Source organism: Streptomyces sp. NPDC047085 (assembly GCF_040643735.1).
Taxonomy (GTDB): Bacteria; Actinomycetota; Actinomycetes; order Streptomycetales; family Streptomycetaceae; genus Streptomyces.
Map to the genome: position 1 here is coordinate 183,177 of NZ_JBEYUW010000010.1, position 18,235 is coordinate 201,411.

General features: G+C 70.3%; 17 protein-coding genes and 2 pseudogenes. 10 read left to right on the top strand and 9 right to left on the bottom strand.

Annotation, left to right across the window (positions count from 1 at the left end):
- Positions 1–189 precede the first annotated feature (189 nt).
- Positions 190–474: a hypothetical protein gene (locus ABZ865_RS29690; protein ID WP_361236886.1), complete on the top strand. Its 285-nt coding sequence runs from the start codon at positions 190–192 to the stop codon at positions 472–474.
- Between the two features lie 373 nt (positions 475–847).
- Positions 848–1,387, top strand: a complete 540-nt coding sequence (locus ABZ865_RS29695; RefSeq protein WP_361236889.1) for a hypothetical protein — start codon at positions 848–850, stop codon at positions 1,385–1,387.
- 85 nt (positions 1,388–1,472) lie between these two features.
- Here ABZ865_RS29695 and ABZ865_RS29700 read toward each other — a convergent pair whose 3' ends face one another.
- Positions 1,473–1,883 (bottom strand): RidA family protein, encoded by a 411-nt coding sequence (locus ABZ865_RS29700; RefSeq protein WP_361236892.1) that lies wholly within the window; start codon positions 1,881–1,883, stop codon positions 1,473–1,475.
- Between the two features lie 205 nt (positions 1,884–2,088).
- Here ABZ865_RS29700 and ABZ865_RS29705 point away from each other — a divergent pair, with 205 nt between their 5' ends.
- Complete coding sequence (locus ABZ865_RS29705) at positions 2,089–2,541, top strand: hypothetical protein (RefSeq protein ID WP_361236895.1); 453 nt, start codon at positions 2,089–2,091, stop codon at positions 2,539–2,541.
- Between the two features lie 41 nt (positions 2,542–2,582).
- Positions 2,583–2,792 (top strand): annotated as a pseudogene (locus ABZ865_RS29710) (transposase); the annotation flags it as partial.
- Positions 2,793–3,400: 608 nt separating this feature from the next.
- On the opposite strand, the gene ABZ865_RS29715 reads toward ABZ865_RS29710, so the two are convergent.
- From ABZ865_RS29715 to ABZ865_RS29725, 3 genes are all read right to left on the bottom strand, one after another.
- The gene (locus ABZ865_RS29715; RefSeq protein ID WP_361236898.1) at positions 3,401–3,886 is read right to left on the bottom strand and encodes a hypothetical protein; all 486 of its coding nucleotides are present in this window, start codon (positions 3,884–3,886) and stop codon (positions 3,401–3,403) included.
- Between the two features lie 550 nt (positions 3,887–4,436).
- Positions 4,437–5,240 carry a phosphatidate cytidylyltransferase gene (locus ABZ865_RS29720; protein WP_361236901.1) on the bottom strand — a complete coding sequence of 268 codons (804 nt, stop codon included), beginning with the start codon at positions 5,238–5,240 and terminating at the stop codon, positions 4,437–4,439.
- Positions 5,237–7,000 carry a histidinol-phosphate transaminase gene (locus ABZ865_RS29725; protein ID WP_361236904.1) on the bottom strand — a complete coding sequence of 588 codons (1,764 nt, stop codon included), beginning with the start codon at positions 6,998–7,000 and terminating at the stop codon, positions 5,237–5,239. The genes ABZ865_RS29720 and ABZ865_RS29725 overlap by 4 nt, the downstream gene beginning before the upstream one ends.
- Before the next feature lie 269 nt (positions 7,001–7,269).
- On the opposite strand from ABZ865_RS29725, the pseudogene ABZ865_RS29730 reads away from it, so the two are divergent.
- Positions 7,270–7,383, top strand: a pseudogene (locus ABZ865_RS29730) (GNAT family N-acetyltransferase); the annotation flags it as partial.
- A gap of 602 nt (positions 7,384–7,985) precedes the next feature.
- Here the strand turns inward: ABZ865_RS29730 and ABZ865_RS29735 are convergent.
- Together ABZ865_RS29735 and ABZ865_RS29740 are read right to left on the bottom strand one after the other, a co-directional pair.
- Positions 7,986–9,155, bottom strand: a complete 1,170-nt coding sequence (locus tag ABZ865_RS29735; RefSeq protein ID WP_361236907.1) for a hypothetical protein — start codon at positions 9,153–9,155, stop codon at positions 7,986–7,988.
- Positions 9,152–10,297: a hypothetical protein gene (locus ABZ865_RS29740; RefSeq protein WP_361236910.1), complete on the bottom strand. Its 1,146-nt coding sequence runs from the start codon at positions 10,295–10,297 to the stop codon at positions 9,152–9,154. Before ABZ865_RS29740 ends, ABZ865_RS29735 begins: the two co-directional genes overlap by 4 nt.
- Before the next feature lie 872 nt (positions 10,298–11,169).
- On the opposite strand from ABZ865_RS29740, the gene ABZ865_RS29745 reads away from it, so the two are divergent.
- From ABZ865_RS29745 to ABZ865_RS29760, 4 genes are all read left to right on the top strand, one after another.
- The gene (locus ABZ865_RS29745) at positions 11,170–11,868 is read left to right on the top strand and encodes a recombinase family protein (RefSeq protein WP_361236913.1); all 699 of its coding nucleotides are present in this window, start codon (positions 11,170–11,172) and stop codon (positions 11,866–11,868) included.
- A 75-nt stretch (positions 11,869–11,943) separates the two neighbouring features.
- Positions 11,944–13,200, top strand: coding sequence for an SLC13 family permease (locus ABZ865_RS29750; protein WP_361237304.1), 1,257 nt, complete (start codon positions 11,944–11,946; stop codon positions 13,198–13,200).
- 5 nt (positions 13,201–13,205) lie between these two features.
- The gene (locus tag ABZ865_RS29755) at positions 13,206–13,706 is read left to right on the top strand and encodes a universal stress protein (RefSeq protein ID WP_361236916.1); all 501 of its coding nucleotides are present in this window, start codon (positions 13,206–13,208) and stop codon (positions 13,704–13,706) included.
- A 303-nt stretch (positions 13,707–14,009) separates the two neighbouring features.
- The gene (locus ABZ865_RS29760; protein ID WP_361236919.1) at positions 14,010–14,825 is read left to right on the top strand and encodes a hypothetical protein; all 816 of its coding nucleotides are present in this window, start codon (positions 14,010–14,012) and stop codon (positions 14,823–14,825) included.
- A 493-nt stretch (positions 14,826–15,318) separates the two neighbouring features.
- Here ABZ865_RS29760 and ABZ865_RS29765 read toward each other — a convergent pair whose 3' ends face one another.
- From ABZ865_RS29765 to ABZ865_RS29775, 3 genes are all read right to left on the bottom strand, one after another.
- The gene (locus ABZ865_RS29765; RefSeq protein WP_361236922.1) at positions 15,319–15,783 is read right to left on the bottom strand and encodes a DinB family protein; all 465 of its coding nucleotides are present in this window, start codon (positions 15,781–15,783) and stop codon (positions 15,319–15,321) included.
- A gap of 153 nt (positions 15,784–15,936) precedes the next feature.
- Positions 15,937–16,137: a hypothetical protein gene (locus tag ABZ865_RS29770; protein WP_361236925.1), complete on the bottom strand. Its 201-nt coding sequence runs from the start codon at positions 16,135–16,137 to the stop codon at positions 15,937–15,939.
- 259 nt (positions 16,138–16,396) lie between these two features.
- A complete protein-coding gene (locus ABZ865_RS29775; protein WP_361236928.1) occupies positions 16,397–16,978 on the bottom strand; it encodes a TetR family transcriptional regulator in 582 nt (193 codons plus the stop codon).
- A 124-nt stretch (positions 16,979–17,102) separates the two neighbouring features.
- On the opposite strand from ABZ865_RS29775, the gene ABZ865_RS29780 reads away from it, so the two are divergent.
- Positions 17,103–18,233: an FAD-dependent monooxygenase gene (locus tag ABZ865_RS29780; protein WP_361236931.1), complete on the top strand. Its 1,131-nt coding sequence runs from the start codon at positions 17,103–17,105 to the stop codon at positions 18,231–18,233.
- The last annotated feature ends 2 nt before the right edge of the window (positions 18,234–18,235 follow it).

Here is an 18,235-nt window from a genome sequence, read left to right on the forward strand (position 1 = left end):
TGTATGCCGCGCTCGGCCAAGTCCTCGGTGGTCAAGTCGCGTTCACAGGCCATCAACAGCTCAAGTCCTGGTTGCCGCAGACCCTGCCCTGCTGCACCTCACCGACGAGATTGAGAGTTCTCGGCGAGATCTTCCAACCTCCCCGAAAGGGGGATAATGAGGGCTGTCGCTGATCTAGAGGGGGTATCCATGGCGGAGTCATACGAATCGCCTCGAGTCCTGCGCATCACGTTCGAGTTCCGCGTACCCGTCGGCCTGCGCAAGAACGTCCGTTTCGAGCGCGTAAAGGCTGCAGTGGAGGCCTTCACCAGTTCCATCCAGGTCCTGGCCGGCCAGGTGTTCCCGTGGGCCAACGAGATGAGGGTGCGTCACGAGTGGTCGTACGCCTGGTACGACCACCAGCCCGATCCCATCCAGCTCCCGGCCACGGCCGACAACACACTCCCGGTCAAGGACGAGGACGCACCGAAGTAGACATCAGCCCGGCGCTGAGGCGCCGCTGGCACAACCGGACATCCTGGCGCCACGGCCAGGTACCGGTGTAGAGCTTCCCGGCGTCGGCGAGGGTGCCGATGAGCACCACGGCATGGGGTTGCCCAGGTCGACAGAGGAGCGGCCGCCTGAGCAGTCAGCTGCCCTGGGTGACCATCATGGCGTCGGCGGGCGCACCGGCTGCTGCTCTTCCGCAGCCAGCAGCACCGGGAGGCGACCGAGGACCTCCACGAGGGCCTCGGTCGCCTTGCCTCGGCTGGTGGCTGAAACGGCACTCCTGCACCCAAGCCCCGGCATGCCGGCGCCACATGTCCGGGCAGAGAGCAGCAAAGTCGGCAGCCGCGAGGGGGACCGGATGTCATTGGACTGGGCGACGACCATCACTACGGTCGGCGGTGCCGCCGCCACGCTGATCGGCGTTGTGGCCGGCTCACTCCTCACCAGCCGCACCAACCGCATGCACTGGTTACGCGACAAGCAGATCGAGGCTTGCTCGGCGATCGTTGCCGAATCCACCCGGATTCAGCTCGCTCTTCGCCGTGCGTGGACGCACGGTGACTCCGTGGACTGGGTGCCCTGGAATGTGGCCCTGGGAACGATCTGGCTCGTCGGCAGTCCGGCGGTGGTCGAGGCGGCGGCGCGCATGGACAAGGTGTTCTGGGATTACAGCGACCGGTTCATCCGACAGACCGCAACCGGCGAGCAGACCTGGGGTCAAGCCAGAGACCAAATGGAAGCCACCCGTCTTGAGTTCATCAACGCCGCCCGTCTCCACGTCGACCCGCAGCACACGCCGATGAATCAGGCCCCCGTTGCCCGGCCGCCCCTCCCCGCCACCGGCGACCCCACCGTCGCCCCAGGCCCTGACCACGGGGCAGACGCCGACGCCGCGTGAGAGCTCGGGTGGCCCGGAGGCATCGCACCTCCCAGCGTCCCGCGAATGCCCAGCTGACCTACCCAGTTCGATACGCCGTTCGAAGTCAGTCAAGCAGCGCCACGGTGAGATCCACCTCGACGAGTTGTCCCGGAAAGCCCAGCTGGGCGACGCCCAAGAGCGTGCTGGCGGTGGTGAACGCCGGACCCAGGGCAGACTCGCTGAGCCGACGCCATGCGGCTCCGAGAATGTCCCTCTCATCGCTCCGCACGTAGATCACTGACCGCACCACATGTTCAGGCTGGGCACTCACCGCTGCCAGGGCAGTGAGCGCGTTCGCGACAACCTGGTCGACCTGCGTCTCGAGGGAACCGGAACCGACGAGGCCGCCATTCCGATCAAGCGGGCACTGACCCGCCAGATAGGCGGTACGGCCTGCCTCCACCACGGTGATGTGGTGGTAGCCGGGTGTCTCATGCAGCTGCTCGGGGTTGATGCGGGTGATCTTCTCAGTCATGTCAGCGAGTCTGCCCAGCGTGGTGCCAGCACGCACCGCATTTTCCCCACCGGCAAGCATTCCGCAGCGACGTGAGGTTAAGACGTCGTTTCACTTGGTGAGTCGGCGGCAGTTGATGAGGCTGGTGGTGAAGGCGGGGAGGTGCTCGGGCTTGTGTTGGTAGCGCCGGTTGCCGGGCGGGCACGGTGCGTGGTCCCATCTCGCCATGAGCAGAGCCGCGGACGTCATCGTGCTGGCCCCCTACTGTGACGCTGTGATGGAACCGCTGACCCGAGAAGAACCCGGGCGCAGCTGGCGGGGGCGGTTCGAACCGGTGCAGGCCCAGGAGGGCGGGTTCGGCTACGGCTGGGCGATCGAGTTCGACAAGGCGCGGGGACGGTCCGGGCTCCTCAAGGATCTGGAGTCGCTGCCTTGGCCGCATCCGGGCGGGGTGCAGGTGCTGATCCGCGACCAGGACGACGACTGCTTTGGCCTATGGATGCTGTACGACGGCAAGCTGGTGGAGGTGCCGTTGCCGCGCACGGAGCGGTTCCACCGGCCTGCACCGCCGACCGACCAGTTCCCGCCGGACCCTGGGATGCTGCTGCGCACTGACATTCGCCAGCAACTGCCCGAGCAGACCCCGTCGGAGCTCCGGGACCCCCGCCCGGCCTGGTAAGACATCGTCTCCTTTGGACCGTTGGGGTCGTTGTGCTGCGCATGACGAGTTTGATCGTGCGGTTGGTGCCGGAGGAGTTGTGGGTGTTGTTCCGGCGTGTGGTGCCGGAGAAGGCGGTCATACGCCCGCAGGGTGGCGGGCGGCGTCGGGCGGGGGATCGTGAGGTGCTGGCGGCGGTCGTGTTCGTCGCGACGACCGGATGCACCTGGCGGCAGTTGCCTCCGGTGTTCGGCCCGGCCTGGCTGGCGGCTCGGGCGGCGGTCATCCAGTCCAAGTACTACCTCCCGGAGCCGTGCCTGTTCTCACCGGAGCAGGTCACTGAATACCCCCACCCCAGGGAGCTGGACAAGGAACTCCGGGACCGGTTGGACGACTTCAGCCGCTGGGAGACGATCGACCCCGCGGTACAACACGTACGCGTATGACCCGGGCGAGCTCTACCTGGGCAACCTCTCCACCGCCCCCGGCTGGAAGACCGGCGGCTGGACCCGCTGGGACCCCACCGACCCCGTCGACCGCCCCTGCCCCGAGTGCGGCACCGAGGAGGTCCCGCTCCTCACCATCGCCTCATCGGAATGGGACGGCATCAGCAAGTCCTGGAGCCCCGAGGAGGAACCGACGAACCCGGCCCCACCTCCCCTGGGCGCCCAGGACGGCAACTTCACCTTGATCGACATCGTCGGCGGCTACAACCTCCAGCTCCACGCCTGCCCGGCCGACCCGTCCCACCCCCACATCGAGCTGGTCCAGTGACCGGCACGCCGGAAGCCGACATGAGTCTCTCCACCTCGCCCGCGTCCGGTCGACGTGACCGCGCTCTCTCCTCAACCACCTCAGGACACGATTTCTGACTTGCGTATCAGGCTCTGTCTCCTTGGCCATCCGGCGGCCGGAGCTCTTGTCCTTGGTTCATGGTGGTGCCATCGGGCTTCCGCCCGAAGGCTGCCTCAAGAACGGTGGCGAGGTCCGCCTCGGGAACTGCGGTACGCACCTCCGCCAGGACATGAGGAAAGTCGTCATCGTCGATGACGCCGAGGTACTCCTGGCGCAATCGGTGAATGACCTCGACAAGCTCGGGTCGCAGCCGCATCCAGGCGCGGGACGTGCGGATCTCCTTCTCGACCTGGTCCATGAACCAGCGCATGACCTCGTACGGGACGTCCAGGTGCCGCCCATGAGGGTTGAAACACACCGTCGGCTCCCGCGCGGGGTCCTCGTCGGGGACGATCGCGGTCACAAGGTTTCGCTGCTCGGCAACGAGGTCCAGTTCCAAGTACCAGGCGTCATCAGGTACGGAGTACATCGCGGTGATCGCGTAATCGCCGTCGGGGTGGGGATAAGGCATGGCCGCATGCTGTCACGCCCGTCTGGCGGCAAACCGGCCACATGGACGGCGTCCAGTCACGCGGTGTCACGGATCTTGGCTGGCAATCGCGCCGTTTCCGTGCCCTCGCGTGCATCGACTGCCGGTGAACGCTCCCTGAGAACAGCGCAGGACACCGTGCAACTGTCATCGATGAACTGCCAGTTCCGTCCAAGGGGGGAGGGGGCCCGGTGGCCTCGTCCCAGCATGACCTGCTTCGCCTGCTCGAGTCACTACGTTCGGCAGATGGTCGAGAACTCGCCCCCGAGGTCGCCGAGCGGCTGCCGCAGGAACTGATCGAGGCCGAGGCGACCGCCCGCATCGGTGCCGAGCGGGGCGAGAGGACCGAGACCCGCACCGAGGTCGAGGGCCGGCATTCCGGGCCGATCCGGAAGTGGATCTATCCTGAGCGCCTAGGGAGGAGGTGGCATGGAGCGAGATGTCCAGCTGGTGCTGACTGTCCCTCAGAGCAGCCGCGTCACCGAAGTTGAGCCAACGCCGCCTGCCGCGTATGAAGCCACCACCGCGTGGCTCACCCCAGCACCAACAGCACCGCCAGAGCGACGAGGAGGGAGTCGACCCGGTCGAGGATGCCGCCGGAGCCAGGCAGCCACCGGCCGGCGTCCTTGGCGCCGGCGCCCCGCTTGACCATCGACTCCAGCAGGTCCCCGAGCGGGCCGCCGACCGCCACGGCCACCGCCGTCTGCCACGTCAGGGAGGACAGCACGGCCAGCGTGACGAGACCGGCCGCGGCCCCGGCCAGCGTGCCGCTCCACCGCTTGGCAGGCGACAGCGGAGAGAGCCGGGGGCCGCCGAGACGGCGACCTGCCGCGTACGCGGCGATGTCGGCGATCGACACGGCCACGAACAGGACGAGGCCGAGGGCGCCGGACGATACGAGGCCGGCCAGGGCGCCCAGCCACACGAGCCCCAGCAGGCCCGCCCCGAGGCGGCGGAGCCCGTGCTCCGCGTCGCCCGAGAGCAACGGCACCCCGGCAATCGCAAGCGCCCCGGCCGCCGCCACCCGGAGCACCTCCCCGGGGGCCAGCCAGGCGGTGAGGACGAGTCCGACGATCGCCGCGTCCAGCACCGCCCGGTCCACCGGCCCCAGCCGGAGCAGCCCGCCGAACTCCGCCACCGCGACCACACCGACCACGGCCGCGAGCACCGCGATCCCCGGCGGACCGAGCCAGAACGCGGCGGTCACCAGGGGCACTCCGAGCGCCCACACGCACCAGCGGACCATCAGTTCACGGCGCCGGGTCGCCGCCACCGCGACGCCTCCGACCGCCAGTGCCCCGCCGAGGTACGGCACGAGACCGGCGACCGTCGTCACCGGGAGACCCGTCCCGGCGCGCCCGACACCACTGCGGCCGGCGTGCGCAGCGCGTCCAGGGCGCTCTGGCACGCCGCCACGATCCACGCGTTCTCCGCCGTGTCGCGGACGGCGATCCGGACGGTCCGCCCCTCGTACGCCGGGGACATCGGCGACAGGTCACGCAGGAACACGTCGTGCCGCCGGCACTCGCGCACCAGCCGCGCCGCGCTCGGTCCGTCCGGCGGCAGGGTCACCGTGAGGAAGTTCGCCACCCCCTCGTCGACCGAGGAGAACCCGTCCAACTCCTCAAGGTCGTACGCCAGTTGCTGGCGCAGCACAGAGGTGCGGGCCCAGCGCTCCGCGTAGTAGGCAGGGTCGCGCAGCGCCGTCACGGCGGCCAGCTGGGCCGGCAGGCTCACGGGCCACGGTGGCGTCCAGCGCCGCAGCTCCCCGGCCGTCTCCGGACCGGCCACCAGGTACGCGGCCCGCATCCCCGACAGCGCGTACATCTTCGACAGCGAGGTGCAGACCACGACCCGGGCGTCGACCGAGGCGAGCTGGGCAAGCGAGTCCGCCGGATCGACATACCCCAGGTACGCCTCGTCGATCCACCACCGGGTCCGCACGGGCGAGGCCTCGATCACCGCGCGCAGCGCGTCGGCCGGGGCGTGGCGGCCGGTCGGGTTGTTCGGGTTGACCACGACCACGAGGTCGTACCGTCCGTCGCCGGTCGCGGTGGCGAGCCGGGCCGGGTCGAGCAGCCAACCGTCCTCCCGGCGCAGCTGGAGCCGGTCGACCCGGCAGCCGATCACACGCTCGGTGACATGGGCGTACTCCCCATAGCCCGGATCGAGCAGGAGCACCCGGCTCCCCGGCGTCAGCCACCGGCCGAACGCGCGGAAGATCAGATCGGACGAGCCCGCCCCGACGACCAGCGACTCCACCGGCAGCCCGCGGACCCGGGCGATCTCCGCGAGCAGTCCCTCCGCGCCCGTCGGCGGCGAGGTCCGGGCCGCCCACCCCGGATCCTCCGAGAGGACCGCGCGGACCCCTGGGGACGGCGGGAACCAGGCGTCCAGCACATCCGCCGCGACCACCTCGTGACGGCGGGTCAGGGTCCGGAAGTCGGTGCCGATCGCCGAGAAGAACGCCCCGCCGTGCTCACAGCCGTCCGCACGCGGCGCGAAGGGCACGTCGAGCTGCCAGTCGAGGCCCGTCCGCAGCCGCTCCAGGATCCGGCCGTGGCGCTCCGCGACCGTCCTCGTCAGCTCGGCCACGGAGCCGCTGAGGACCTCGAACGAGACCGCGCCCGAGCGGACCGTGCGCCCCACCGGCCGCAGGCCGGCGGCGAGGTACATGTCGAGCAGCTCCGTGCGTCCCATCGCCACCACCCGGCGGCCGCCCCGCGCCGCGACCCAGCGCAGCGCCGCGTACATGAGGAGGGGCGCCGCCGCGGTGGACCGCCAGTGCTCCTCGACGGTCAGGACGCGGATCTCGAACGGCGCCTCCTCGGTCAGGACCGGCAGCTCCTCGCGCGTCAGGTACTTGTCGAGGGAGTAGCGGCCGACCCACGGCGGGGTGAGGCTGACGAAGCCGATCCGCGTCTCGCCGCGCGCGGCCACGAGATAGACGTTGTCGCCGTCGAGTGCGTCACTCAGCCTCCCCGACGGATCCACCGGATGCTGGCCGAGCTCCTCCGCGTAGACGCGGTGGCGCAGTTCGTGGATCCAGTCGTGATCCCGAGGCGTGGCAGTGCGCAGCTGCAGGGCGTGGTCCATGCGTATGTCCCTCTGAGACGGTCCGGCGTTCGCGCCCCAGCATGGAGGAGTCCGGCAGACGGCACCTGAGTACGCGTACTCAGCCGGACAGCCCAGGAGTTGGAAGCGGCCCAGGCCAGGGCCGAGTCCATGGGCAGGCGCCGAACCACCGGCGCCGGCCGTGCCCCGGCACAGATGTCCGGCCGCGCCGGCTTCCAACTCCGCCGGAAGCGAGTCCTGTTGTCGTGACGGACGGTGATGGCGTCACAGAAGTTGTGCCGGAGCCGGTTCTCGCGCACAGAGCACTGCAGGCGCTCACGGACTGGGCCTTCACCGCCTTCCCCGGTGACGGACTGACACGCCTTGAACTCTTGCACCAGGTGGACAACACCGCGTCATGCCGCGGCATCTTCTCCGACAACCCGTTGGATGGCGTCAAGCCGCCGCAGTGCGACCCGGCTCGGGCGGTGATCCCGTCTCTCGAACAGGTTCGAGCGATACGGACCGCGGGTGACCACGCCTTCATCCAGGCGCCGGTATGGCCGCTCAAGCATAGGAAGGCGGGGGAGTACCGCGATGTGCCCCTTCCCGCTCGCATCGGGGAGACGATCGAGTGGTACGCCGAGAAGTACGGCACGTTTGACGGTTACCTGCTGCGTCAGCCGACCGACCCTCGCAAGCCGTATCGGCATTGGGGGATGGACAACCAGTGGAAGCGGATCAGGACATCGGGGGAGGTGGACATCCCGGATGGCATGGTCCTGTACGGCAACCGCCACTTCTACGCGTCGAACTGCCTGAGCAACGGCATCCCGATCACGGACGTCGCCGAGTGGGATCCCCTGGCCTCCGCCGATGGGCTGGCGCAGGTACCTGGAGGCGAAGTGGAGGGGAGAGGTTGTCGGGCCGCTGCCCCGTGACGAACCGGAGCAGGACACCCTGTTCTGAACAGCGGCAGCGGCCCACCACAGGCCAGCGGGGCCCGAGACAAGTGTCCGGCCGGGAGTCAGCGGCTCCCGCCCGGCTGTGGCAGTTTCAGGTTCAGCGGGCCGCAGCCGAGGCGGGCTGCCTCGGCCTCGACGTAGCGGGGGAAGAGGGTGCGCAGGTCCGCGCTCATCTCGGCCTCGTTGGCCTGTACGAGGAACACTGTCGGGCCCGCCTGGCAACGGGCCCGGAAGACGCCGAGGTTGGGGCCTAGGCCGCCGTATCCAGCGGCGGAGTCCACCCGGTCGCCCTCGTGCAGCGTCATCCTCGTGAAGATCGCGGCGAGCCGTGGGTCCTCGACGGTCATCAGGCGCTGCTCCGGCTGCGAGCCCGTGATGCCCCGGTCACAGGTGCGCACCGGTCCGTGCCCATCGGTGATCATGGGGTACTTGTCCGGCTTGCGCTTCTTGCCCAGGCTCAGCCCCTTGATGCCGCAGAGCGCGTCTGGCTTCTCCGTGCGGGTATAGCGGGCGGCCTTCGGCAGGCGTTCGACCGGATCGGCGATCGTGCCGGTGCAGCCCAGGTCCGCGCTGACCTTGTTGACGAGCTTCACGACCATGCGGGCCATCGCGTCCCGCTCCTTGGTGAGCGGCTCCATGTCGGTGATCGAGCTGCCCTGGGCGATGTCCACGACGGTTGGCCCGTCGAGGTCGCCCGGGCGGCCCAGGCAGCCGTCCGGGACGGCGAGCCAGGCACGGTTGTCCGAGGCCATGCCCAGAAGGCCGCCCCCGAGCGGGGTGAGACGGGCGGAGAGGAACTCATCAGCCCACTTGTCGTCGTCGCCGGCCCGGTCGTCCAGCCGGTGCACCCGAGCGGTGAGCGCCCATTCGTCGCCGTCGCTGTTCGTCAACTGGCAACTGCCGGTGGGGCCGTCCATGGAGCGCCCGCCGTGCAGCACGGGTGCCTCGACCGCCTTGACGTCCTCGGGCTTGCGGAACGTCGGGGCGAGGTCATCGCGGGACAGCGCGCCCCAGCACACCTCGTCCGGCGCGAACGGTCCGGCCTGCGTCTGCCAGGCCATGCCTCCGGCGCCGAGCAGCGCCCCGGCGAGACCTGCGGCCAGCAGCGGCCGGACCCGGCCGCGCAGCAGTCTGCGCCAGTGCCACCGGCTCAGGCGCCGCTCGCTGAGCAGTTCCCGATCGGCGGGCAGAGGCTGGTCGTATCGGTTCGGCTCGTCAGCAGTGCTGCTCATCGGGCGGCTCCCTTGGGGGCAATGGGGGCGCAGCCCAGGCGGGCGGCGGCCGCGTTGGCGAAGGCGGCGAGGTGGCCGGGGTCGGTGGAGGCGCCCATCAGGAACGTGGCGGGCCGGCCGGCGCAGTCCGCTCGTACGATCGCGTGCTTCTCGCCGATGGTGCCCGTGCCGCGCCAGCCGCGGGCCGCGGGTTGTTCGCCCGTGATGCCGTCGAACACCGCGGCCAGCCGGGGTTGCGCGACCATCGCCAGCTCCAGGTACGGCACGCCGTCGTGATCGCCACGGACGCTGCACGTTTGCAGGTCGCGGGTGACCGCGCCGGTCTGGTCCTCGATGTCCTCCGTGTCGAGGTGCAGGCCGCGGATGCCGCAGACGTCGTCAGAGGTGCTGAAGACTGCCTCCGGTTCGCCCGGCAGGTCGTAGAGCGGCGAGCTGACCCTCAGCGGCTCGTCCGGCGCGCAACCGGCCGCCGCCATCCCACGGTTGGCCGCCGCGACGAGCAGCACCGCCGCCTGACGGGCGCCGCCCAGATCGGCCGGATCGTTCTGGGTGTACGAGGGGCCGCTGGTGTATGTGCCGGACGCCTCCATAGTGACGACGGTGGGCCGGCCGTCCTGCGTATCGCAGGACTTCGGGAGCACCAGCAGGCCACCACGCCCGTTCACCGTGCCTGGCAGGCCGTCCGGGAGCGGGACCATGTCGCCGCGCAGGAAACCGTCGAGGACCATCGCGAGCCGGGCCTCCGCGGCCTTGGGAACCGGGCCGTACTCGACGGTCACCTGCTGGTCGGTGGATACCTTGTCGCCGTCGTAACGACTCTTGTAGTCGCTGGCGATGGCGACCTCGCAGCTGCCGGTCGGGCGCTCGCGGGTGGGCGCCGTCTCCTTGCCGGTGCGTGACCCGTCGTCATCGTCGCCGAAGGCCTCGTCGCCGAGGAAGTCCGGGCCGCTGTCCTCCTCCCATGCGCCCCAGCAGTAGCGGTCCTTCGGCCACGGCCACGTGTCCGCCGCCCACGTACCGAGCCCGGTGCCCGCAAGCGCGAGCACCAGCGCTGATATCAGCGACAACCGGCCGCGCCTGCTGCTCGGCAGCGCTCCGCGCAGCCGACCGCGTGACGCGGGCGCTTCGTCTGTCTCACTCACCCCGTGATCCCCTCCGGCGCAGCAGCCGGCGCGAACCGGTCCCGCCCGTGCGCCGTTCCCGTAACTGCACACTCACCCGCAGGCACACCAAAACTGTGCATGCCCTACACGTCGGAGTGGGCACCTGCGGATCTTGACCAGCAGTGTATTCATCTGTTGACAGCAGCAAAGGGAGAGCCCGCTTCGGGCACCGAACCTTCGCCAGAGTCAGGACGAACCACCCAGCCATTTCGCGAGATGCAAGCAGCGGCCAGTCAATGCCCCCCACATGACATCGACATCGCAACAGCAGAGGGCCCGCGGCCCCCAAGTTCAGCAACCACGGGCCCTCTTGCAGGCGGGGCTTGCCCTATACCTTCGGCGCGTGCAGCGCTTTGTTCCCGGGGCGACACGCAGATCGCTGCCCTGTTGAATGCTCGCGCGGATCATGGCCGAGCACTGGGCCAGTTGCCGTTGTCCTGACCATCACGGATCGGGGGAGTCTCCTCAGCGGCTGGCTGGTCGCCGTGCTCCTTCGTCCAGGTCCGGATCGGCTGCATGTGTCCGTCACCTGTTTCCTCCGGGAGGGAGATCGTCACCCCGGGGAGGCTGCCGTGGCTGCCGATCCAGTCCCGGTAGCGGTCGAGGGCGGCGGCAGAGTCGATGACGACCGTGCGCGGATCGCGAGGGGGACGTGCACTGGACTCTTGCGCTCGGGTAGCGATGAGCCTCCCGGCCATGGCGGACCAAATAGGACGGACGGCTCTACCCGGCTTGGGTGACCATCCTGTCGGGCGTGCGCGCCCGGCTTGGGTGACCATCCTGTCGGGCGTGCGCGGGACGGCCATCTGTCGTCGAAGCCCCCCAGGGCTTCGTGCAGTGTCAATCCGCGGTTGCGATGGTGCGGGCCAGTTCGGGAGAAGCCAGTTCCCAGATCAGCACCCGCATCAAGGTCCGGCCCGAGCTGGAGAAGGCCCAAACTGGCCCACCAGTTCAAGGAAGCCGCGCCCGAGACGCCGGTCATCTTCACCGTCCACGAACTCAAGCGCCTCGCCCGCAACGCCACCGAGCTGATGACGCTGTCCGCCGAACTCCAGGCCGGCGGCGTCCAGCTCGAACTCCTCACCGGCCCGCTCACCGGCATCTACGGCCCCAACGGCATGGGCGCCATGTTCTTCGCCGTACTCGCCGTCGCCAGCCAGATCGAACGCAACTACATCCGGGAGAAGACCCTCGATGGCCAGGTCACCGCTGCCGCCAAGGGCAACCACGGCGGACGGCCGAAGGTCATCGACGACGACATGCTCACCTTCGCCATCGCCCTGAAGGACAAGGGCGTCCCCGTCCCCGAGATCGCGAAGAAGCTCACCATCAAGACCGGCAAGAACGCGGGTAAGTCCCCGTCGGTCGCCTCCCTCTACCGGGTCCTCGCCGAAGCCGAGCAGACAGCAGAGGACGACCACCTGCCGCTCAGGCCCAAGCCCGTCCGCATCCGCCGGCCCAAGGACCCGCTCACCCCCGAAGAGATCGACCTGCGCGACCGGCTCCAGACCCAGCCCCACCCGAACGCCACAGGCTCCCCCCGTGGATGACGTCGCGACCGTACGCGCGAAGGTGTATGACGAACTCCTCGCGCCAGCAAAACTCCACCCGGAAAGGCTCCGGCCCTGAACGCCTCACTCGCAGAAGCACTGTCCGTCGTCCTGCTCCTGGCGGTGCTGGCCTGTGCGGTGATCCGGCCGTGGGGCTGGCCGGAGGCGGTCGTGGCCGTCCCCGCCGCCGGGGTGGTCATCGCCACCGGCGCGATCTCCCTCGACCACGCGGCGGCCGAGGCCGCCCGGCTGGGCCCGGTGATCGGCTTCCTCGCGGCCGTCCTGGTCCTGGCCCAGCTGTGCGACGACGAAGGCCTGTTCCACGCCTGCGGCGCCTGGATGGCCCGCAGGGCGGCCGGCCGCCCCCGCCGCCTTCTCGTCCTCGTCTTCGTGACGGCCTCACTGATCACCGCGGTGCTCAGCCTGGACGCCACAGTGGTGCTGCTGACCCCGGTGGTGTTCGCCACCGCCGCCCGCCTCGGCGCCCGCGCGAAGCCGCACGTCTACGCCTGCACCCACCTGTCGAACACCGCCTCGCTGCTGCTGCCGGTCTCCAACCTCACCAACCTGCTGGCGTTCGCCGCCAGCGGCCTGACCTTCACCCGCTTCGCCGCCCTGATGGCGCTGCCCTGGCTGGTCGCGATCGGTGCCGAGTACGTGGTGATCCGCCGCTTCTTCGCCACCGACCTGGACGCGGGCGCCGAGGCCCCGCCCGCCGACGAGCCCCGCGAACTGCCGCTGTTCGCCCTGCTCACGGTGGCGGGCACCCTGGTGGGCTTCGTGCTGACCTCGGCGGTCGGCATCAACCCGGCCTGGGCGGCGGCCGCGGGCGCGGCCGTCCTGGCGGCCCGTGCCCTGGCCCAGCGCCGCACCACCCCCACGGCGATCGTCCGGGCCGCGGCCCTGCCATTCTGCGCCTTCGTGCTGGCCCTGGGCATTGTGGTCCGGGCGGTGGTCGACAACGGCCTCGCGGGCGCGCTGGGACACGTGGTTCCCAGCGGCACCGGCCTCCCGGCCCTCCTCGCCATCGCAGCACTCGCGGCCCTACTGGCGAACGTCATCAACAACCTGCCCGCCGTCCTGGTGCTGCTGCCGCTGACCGCCCCCACCGGCCCGGGCGCCGTCCTGGCCGTCCTCCTCGGCGTGAACATCGGCCCGAACCTCACCTACGCCGGCTCGCTGGCCACCCTGCTGTGGCGGCGCATCGTGCGCGAACACGACACCGACGTGGAGCTGGGCGAGTTCACCCGGCTCGGCCTGTTCGCCGTGCCCGCCGCCCTGCTGCTCGCGGTGGTGGCACTGTGGGTCTCACTCCAAGCGATCGGAGGCTGAACACCGTGACCGTCATCGTCTGGATCGTGGAGGGCACCTGGCCCGCCTGCGTCGATGCCGCGCGCACCCACGCGCCCGCAGACGCCGACTTGGTGCTGCTGCACGTCACCGGCCACGAGGTGCCGGGCGCCGCACACGGTGCCTATGCCGGACTGCTGGGCCGCGCACGCCCCGACCGCGACCCCGGCACCGCAGTGGAACACCTGGCCGCCGCCTCAGCAGAACAACTCCTGGCCAGCGCGGCCGAGCGGCTGGGACGCCCGTGTATCCGGCAAGAGCGCTCGGGCCGTGTCGAACGGGAAGTCGTGGCCGCCGCAGAAGGCGCCGACCTGCTCATCCTTGCCCGCGACGGGGACCGCACCCACCTCGGCCCCCGCAGCCTCGGCCCCGCCAGCCGCTTCATCGTCGACCACGCCCCCTGCCCCGTCCTGCTGGTCTGGCCGGACACCGCACCCAGTACAGCCACCATCCCGCCACCACCGCCTCACCCGCCGCACCACCGCTAGCCGCAGCCAGGCCGGACCCGTTCACCGGTCAAGATCAAGTCCTTAGCGCCAACGGCTGTACCGATGGTCCCCACGGCCGGGTTCCCCGGAATGGCGAGGCCTGCGAGCACCTCGCCTCACCGCGCGGCTATAGGCCGCCCCGCCCGCCCGGCAGCCGTCCGCGTCCGTGCCTGGAAGCAGCGTCTGACCGGACGTCCAGGGCGGAGCGGTCAAGATCACGCCCTTAGCGCTAACGACTGACCTGCCCCACGGTTTGGGTTCACTGAAGTCGACCGGGCTGCTGAAGGTGTCCATCCTGGATAGGTGAGCACGGTCGGCCGCACGGCGGCGGCTTCCCGCCTGAGCGGGTTCCTGGAGAGCCCCGTCGTCGGCATGGCTCCGTGGATCGTGTTCTCTCTGCTGGTCGGGCCGGGCCGCTTCGAGATCTCGACTGCTCTCGCCCTGGCATGCTCGATCGCCCTGGTCGGCCTCGGCAGGCTGGTTCACCGGGGTGGCTCGTGGAAGCTTCTCGAACTCTGCGACCTGGTCTTCTTCGCCGGCATGGCCGTCGTCGGCGTCCTGGCGAGCGACGGCACGCTGCGCTGGCTGGAGACGTACGCCGGGGAGGTGTCCAACATCGCCCTGGTGCTGATCGCCTTCGGTTCGATGGCGGTCCGGATGCCGTTCACCCTCCAGTACGCCCGCGAACAGGTCGACCCGTCCCTGTGGCACACGCCCGCGTTCCTGCGCACCAACTACGTCGTCACCGGCGTGTGGGGGCTCGCCTTCCTGGTGGCGGCGCTCGCGGGCGGCTACGGCGACCTCGTCCTACGCGACCCGGACGACCTCTGGACCGGATGGATCATCCAGATTCTGGCCATCGTCGCGGCTCTCCGGTTCACCGAGTGGTACCCGGAGGTGGTCCGCGCCCGTGCCCGGCGCGACAGCGGCCGGCCGGGCCCGGACCCGCCGCGGGTGGCCGACCTGCTGCTGCCGCTGGCCGGCCTGCTGGTCCCGATCGGGATCGCCGTCCTCGTCTTCGACACCGTGTGGTGGCTGGGTGCGACCCTCATCGTGGCCGGCATCCTGCTCACCAAGGCGCTGCGGCGGCCGGGAGCCGGTCCGGCGCCGGACACCTGACGGGTGCGGACCGCAGCCCCTGGTCCTCGATCCTTGAGCCAGGCAGTCACGAAGTCACAGCCTCTCGGACGGCGGCCCGGCGAGGAGGGTTGCCGGGTTCCCCGTCACCGCTTTCGGGCCGGGCGGTCACGCTGGTCGGGCTGCTGACGCGCTGTGCCCCGGGAGGTTGCTTGGCCCTCGACGCTGACGGAATGTTGGTCGCCGAGATCGCAGAGGCTGGGCGGCGAGCGGTGCTCGGGCTGTGAGGCATCGGGCGGAGCCACGGCTCGCTGAACCGGCCTGTGCGGGACGCGCACAGCCCGGTTCAGCAGCTGTGACGCGGGCTTCTTCGCCACGGCTGAATCCTTCGCCGCCACCATGGCCCCATTGCGAGAACGCACGTGAACCACCGGATCGACGGCGCCGCGAGAACGACGCCTACCGGGAATCTCCACAACGCAACGCGGGATCCTCGCACAGCCTGAGCCGTGTTTCTGCAGGTCAGCTAATTCCGTTACTGTTCGGCGATTGCGTCGATGCGCTGACGGAGGAGGTCGGCGTGGCCGTTGTGCCGCGCGTACTCCTCGATCATGTGGGTGAGGATGTAGCGGAGGGAGAAGACGTCGTCTCGGTAGCGCCCGGTGACGTCGGGGGAGGGGGCGGCATCCACGATGTCGCGGGATCGGGCGCACTCCTCGTGCCAGATCGCGAACGCCTCGGACGGGTCTGCGGTGTCGACGTCGAAAGCGCCGCCGTCCCTTCGGGGCCAGTGCGCATCGCTGTGCTCGCCGTTCAGCACGTTCCGGAACCAGGTCCGCTCGACGTCGGCCATGTGGCGGACGAGGCCGAGCAGCGACAAGCCCGAGGGCCGCACGGCCTTGTCCCTGAGCTGCTCGGCTGTGAGCCCCGCACATGCCATGGCCAGCGTGTCACGCTGGCGCTGCAGGAAGCCGGTCAGCGTGGCGTGCTCATCGGCCACCCGCGGAGGTTCGGTCCTTTCCGGGTTGTCCATCGGGCCATCATGGCAGCGAGGGGCGCACGGCAGTCGGATCTCTGCGGCTGATCCGGTCAGCTACCCCGGGACCCGAAGCCAAGATCCAAGGATCAGGCAGGGGGCAGGACGGCGCAGACGTCACCACGTCGCCGCGTCCAGTGCCAGTGCTGCGCCGGCGCCGGTCGCTCCTGCCAGGGCCGAGACCGAGTACCAGCCCCGCCGACTGGTGGAACGCGCGCAGTACATCGGTCCCGCGTCGTCGTTGAATGCGACGACCAGCGGCATCAGTCCGGTCAAGGGGGAGATGAAGAAGGTGCCTGCTGTGCCGGAGGTGATCATCAGTCCGTCCGGACCCCGCCCACCGGGGAGAGTGCGGCATGGGCGCCGGTACGGCGGTTGCGACCGCACCGACGGCGGAGGTGGATCCGCCCACCGAGAGGACGGCGAAGGGCATGGCCACGAGCGACACGCGCTCGCCCAGCACGCAGGGGCGGCCCGATGGGCAGGCGGGCGACCTGCGACTCGTCCGGCAGGGCGCCGGGAACTGCGGGGGTGGCGAGCGCACGCGGACGCTCCTTGCGCTGGTGAGGACGTGGCCCTACTCGGGGTCGAGCACGGCCTGGATGGCCGGGGCGAGCCCGGCTTCGATCTCGCCCGGCGTCAGGGTGGTCACGGCCGGCAGGCGCAGCAGATAGCGGGTGAGCCCGAGGCCGAGGAGCTGCGCCGAGACCAGGCCCGCGCGGTGTGCGGCGAGCTCCGGGCCGAGGGCGGCGGTCAGCGCTGGGGCGACCTGCGCCGCGAAGATCTCGTGCATCCGTGCCGCGGCCTGTTCGTTGGTGACGGCCGAGCGCATGAGGACGAGCAGCGCGTCGTCGGCCGGGTCGCCCTCCCAGCGTTCGAGGAAGTGCCCCACCAGGGCCTGGGCGAGCTCGCCCGCCGGCACGCCCGTGAGGTCCGGCAGCCGCAGGTCGATGGCGAGGGTCGCGTCGAAGAGCTGTGCCTTGTTGCCGAAGTAGCGCATGACCATCGACGGGTCGATGCCGGCGTCGCAGGCCACGGCTCGGATCGTCGTGCGCTCGTAGCCCTGGGCTGCGAATCGCTCGCGTGCGGCGCGCAGGATCGCGGCCTTGGTGCGGTCCGACCGTCTGTCGGTGCTGGTGATCTCGGTTTCTCGCGTCATGCCAACGACTGTAGGCCAACGTGTGTTGACTTTCCAGATGGCGTCGAGCATGATGTCAACGAACGTTGGCCAACAATCGTTGGCAAACGCCCGTTGACTTGCCTTCTGGAAGGAAGAACCGGCCATGAACACCACCGCACTGCCCGGCCGCACCGAGGTCGCCATCGTCGGCGGCGGTCCCACCGGGCTCGCACTCGCCACCACGCTCGCTCGCGCCGGCATCGACTTCGTCGTCCTGGACCGGCTGGCCGAGGGCGCGAACACTTCGCGCGCCGCCGTCGTCCACGCCCGCACCCTGGAGGTCCTGGACGAGTTGGGAGCCTCCCAGGAGCTGATCGCGCGAGGCGTTCAGGTCACCCGGTTCGCCGTCCGTGACGGCGCCCGCCGGCTGCTGACCGTGCCGTTCGACCAGCTGCCCACGCCCCACCCGTACACGCTGATGGTCCCTCAGTACGAGACCGAGAGCGTGCTGCTGGACCGGCTGCGCGCGCTCGGCGGCGATGTGCACCGCCCCTACGAGGTCGCCTCCGTCGTCCAGGACGAGGACGGCGTGACGCTCACCATGACCACCGGCGAGACGCTGCGCGCCGCGTACGCCGTCGGCGCCGACGGTATGCACAGCACCGTGCGCGAAGCCGCGGGCCTCGGGTTCACCGGCAGCGCCTACGCCGAATCCTTCGTGCTCGCCGACGTCGTGATGGACTGGGCCCCGGGCCCCGGCGAGGTCTCGCTCACCTTCGGCACCGCGGGTCTCACCGTCGTCGCCCCGCTCCCCGGCGCTCACTACCGGGTCGTCGCCACCGTGGACGACGCGCCCGCCACACCGGATCTCGTCTTCGTCCAGCAGCTGCTCGACGAGCGGGCTCCCGGCCAGGCCAAGGTCACGAGCCTGGCATGGTCGTCACGGTTCCGGGTGCACCACCGGGTCGCCGACCACTACCGGGCCGGCCGTCTGCTGCTGGCCGGCGACGCCGCCCACGTGCACAGCCCCGCCGGCGGGCAGGGGATGAACACCGGCATCCAGGACGGCTACGCACTGGGCCGGGCGTTCGTCACCGGGCAGCTCGACGGCTACGAGGCACAACGCCGCCCCGTCGCCCAGCGGGTGGTCGCCTTCACCCACCGCATGACCCGCGTGGCCACCACGCGCAACCCGATGGCCCGCGGGGCACGCAACATCGCGCTTCCTCTGCTCGGCCACACGGGCATGCCCAAGAAGCTGGCCACCGAGCTCGCCGAGCTCAACTACCGGTAGAG

Excerpts from the sequence above, each read along its gene's own strand:
- ABZ865_RS29690 (WP_361236886.1), top strand. The coding sequence starts at position 190 with ATGGCGGAGTCATACGAATCGCCTCGAGTCCTGCGCATCACGTTCGAG.
- ABZ865_RS29695 (WP_361236889.1), top strand. The coding sequence starts at position 848 with ATGTCATTGGACTGGGCGACGACCATCACTACGGTCGGCGGTGCCGCC.
- ABZ865_RS29700 (WP_361236892.1), bottom strand. The coding sequence starts at position 1,883 with ATGACTGAGAAGATCACCCGCATCAACCCCGAGCAGCTGCATGAGACA.
- ABZ865_RS29705 (WP_361236895.1), top strand. The coding sequence starts at position 2,089 with ATGAGCAGAGCCGCGGACGTCATCGTGCTGGCCCCCTACTGTGACGCT.
- ABZ865_RS29780 (WP_361236931.1), top strand. The coding sequence starts at position 17,103 with ATGAACACCACCGCACTGCCCGGCCGCACCGAGGTCGCCATCGTCGGC.
- ABZ865_RS29770 (WP_361236925.1), bottom strand. The coding sequence starts at position 16,137 with ATGATCACCTCCGGCACAGCAGGCACCTTCTTCATCTCCCCCTTGACC.
- ABZ865_RS29775 (WP_361236928.1), bottom strand. The coding sequence starts at position 16,978 with ATGACGCGAGAAACCGAGATCACCAGCACCGACAGACGGTCGGACCGC.
- ABZ865_RS29735 (WP_361236907.1), bottom strand. The coding sequence starts at position 9,155 with ATGAGCAGCACTGCTGACGAGCCGAACCGATACGACCAGCCTCTGCCC.
- ABZ865_RS29725 (WP_361236904.1), bottom strand. The coding sequence starts at position 7,000 with ATGGACCACGCCCTGCAGCTGCGCACTGCCACGCCTCGGGATCACGAC.
- ABZ865_RS29715 (WP_361236898.1), bottom strand. The coding sequence starts at position 3,886 with ATGCCTTATCCCCACCCCGACGGCGATTACGCGATCACCGCGATGTAC.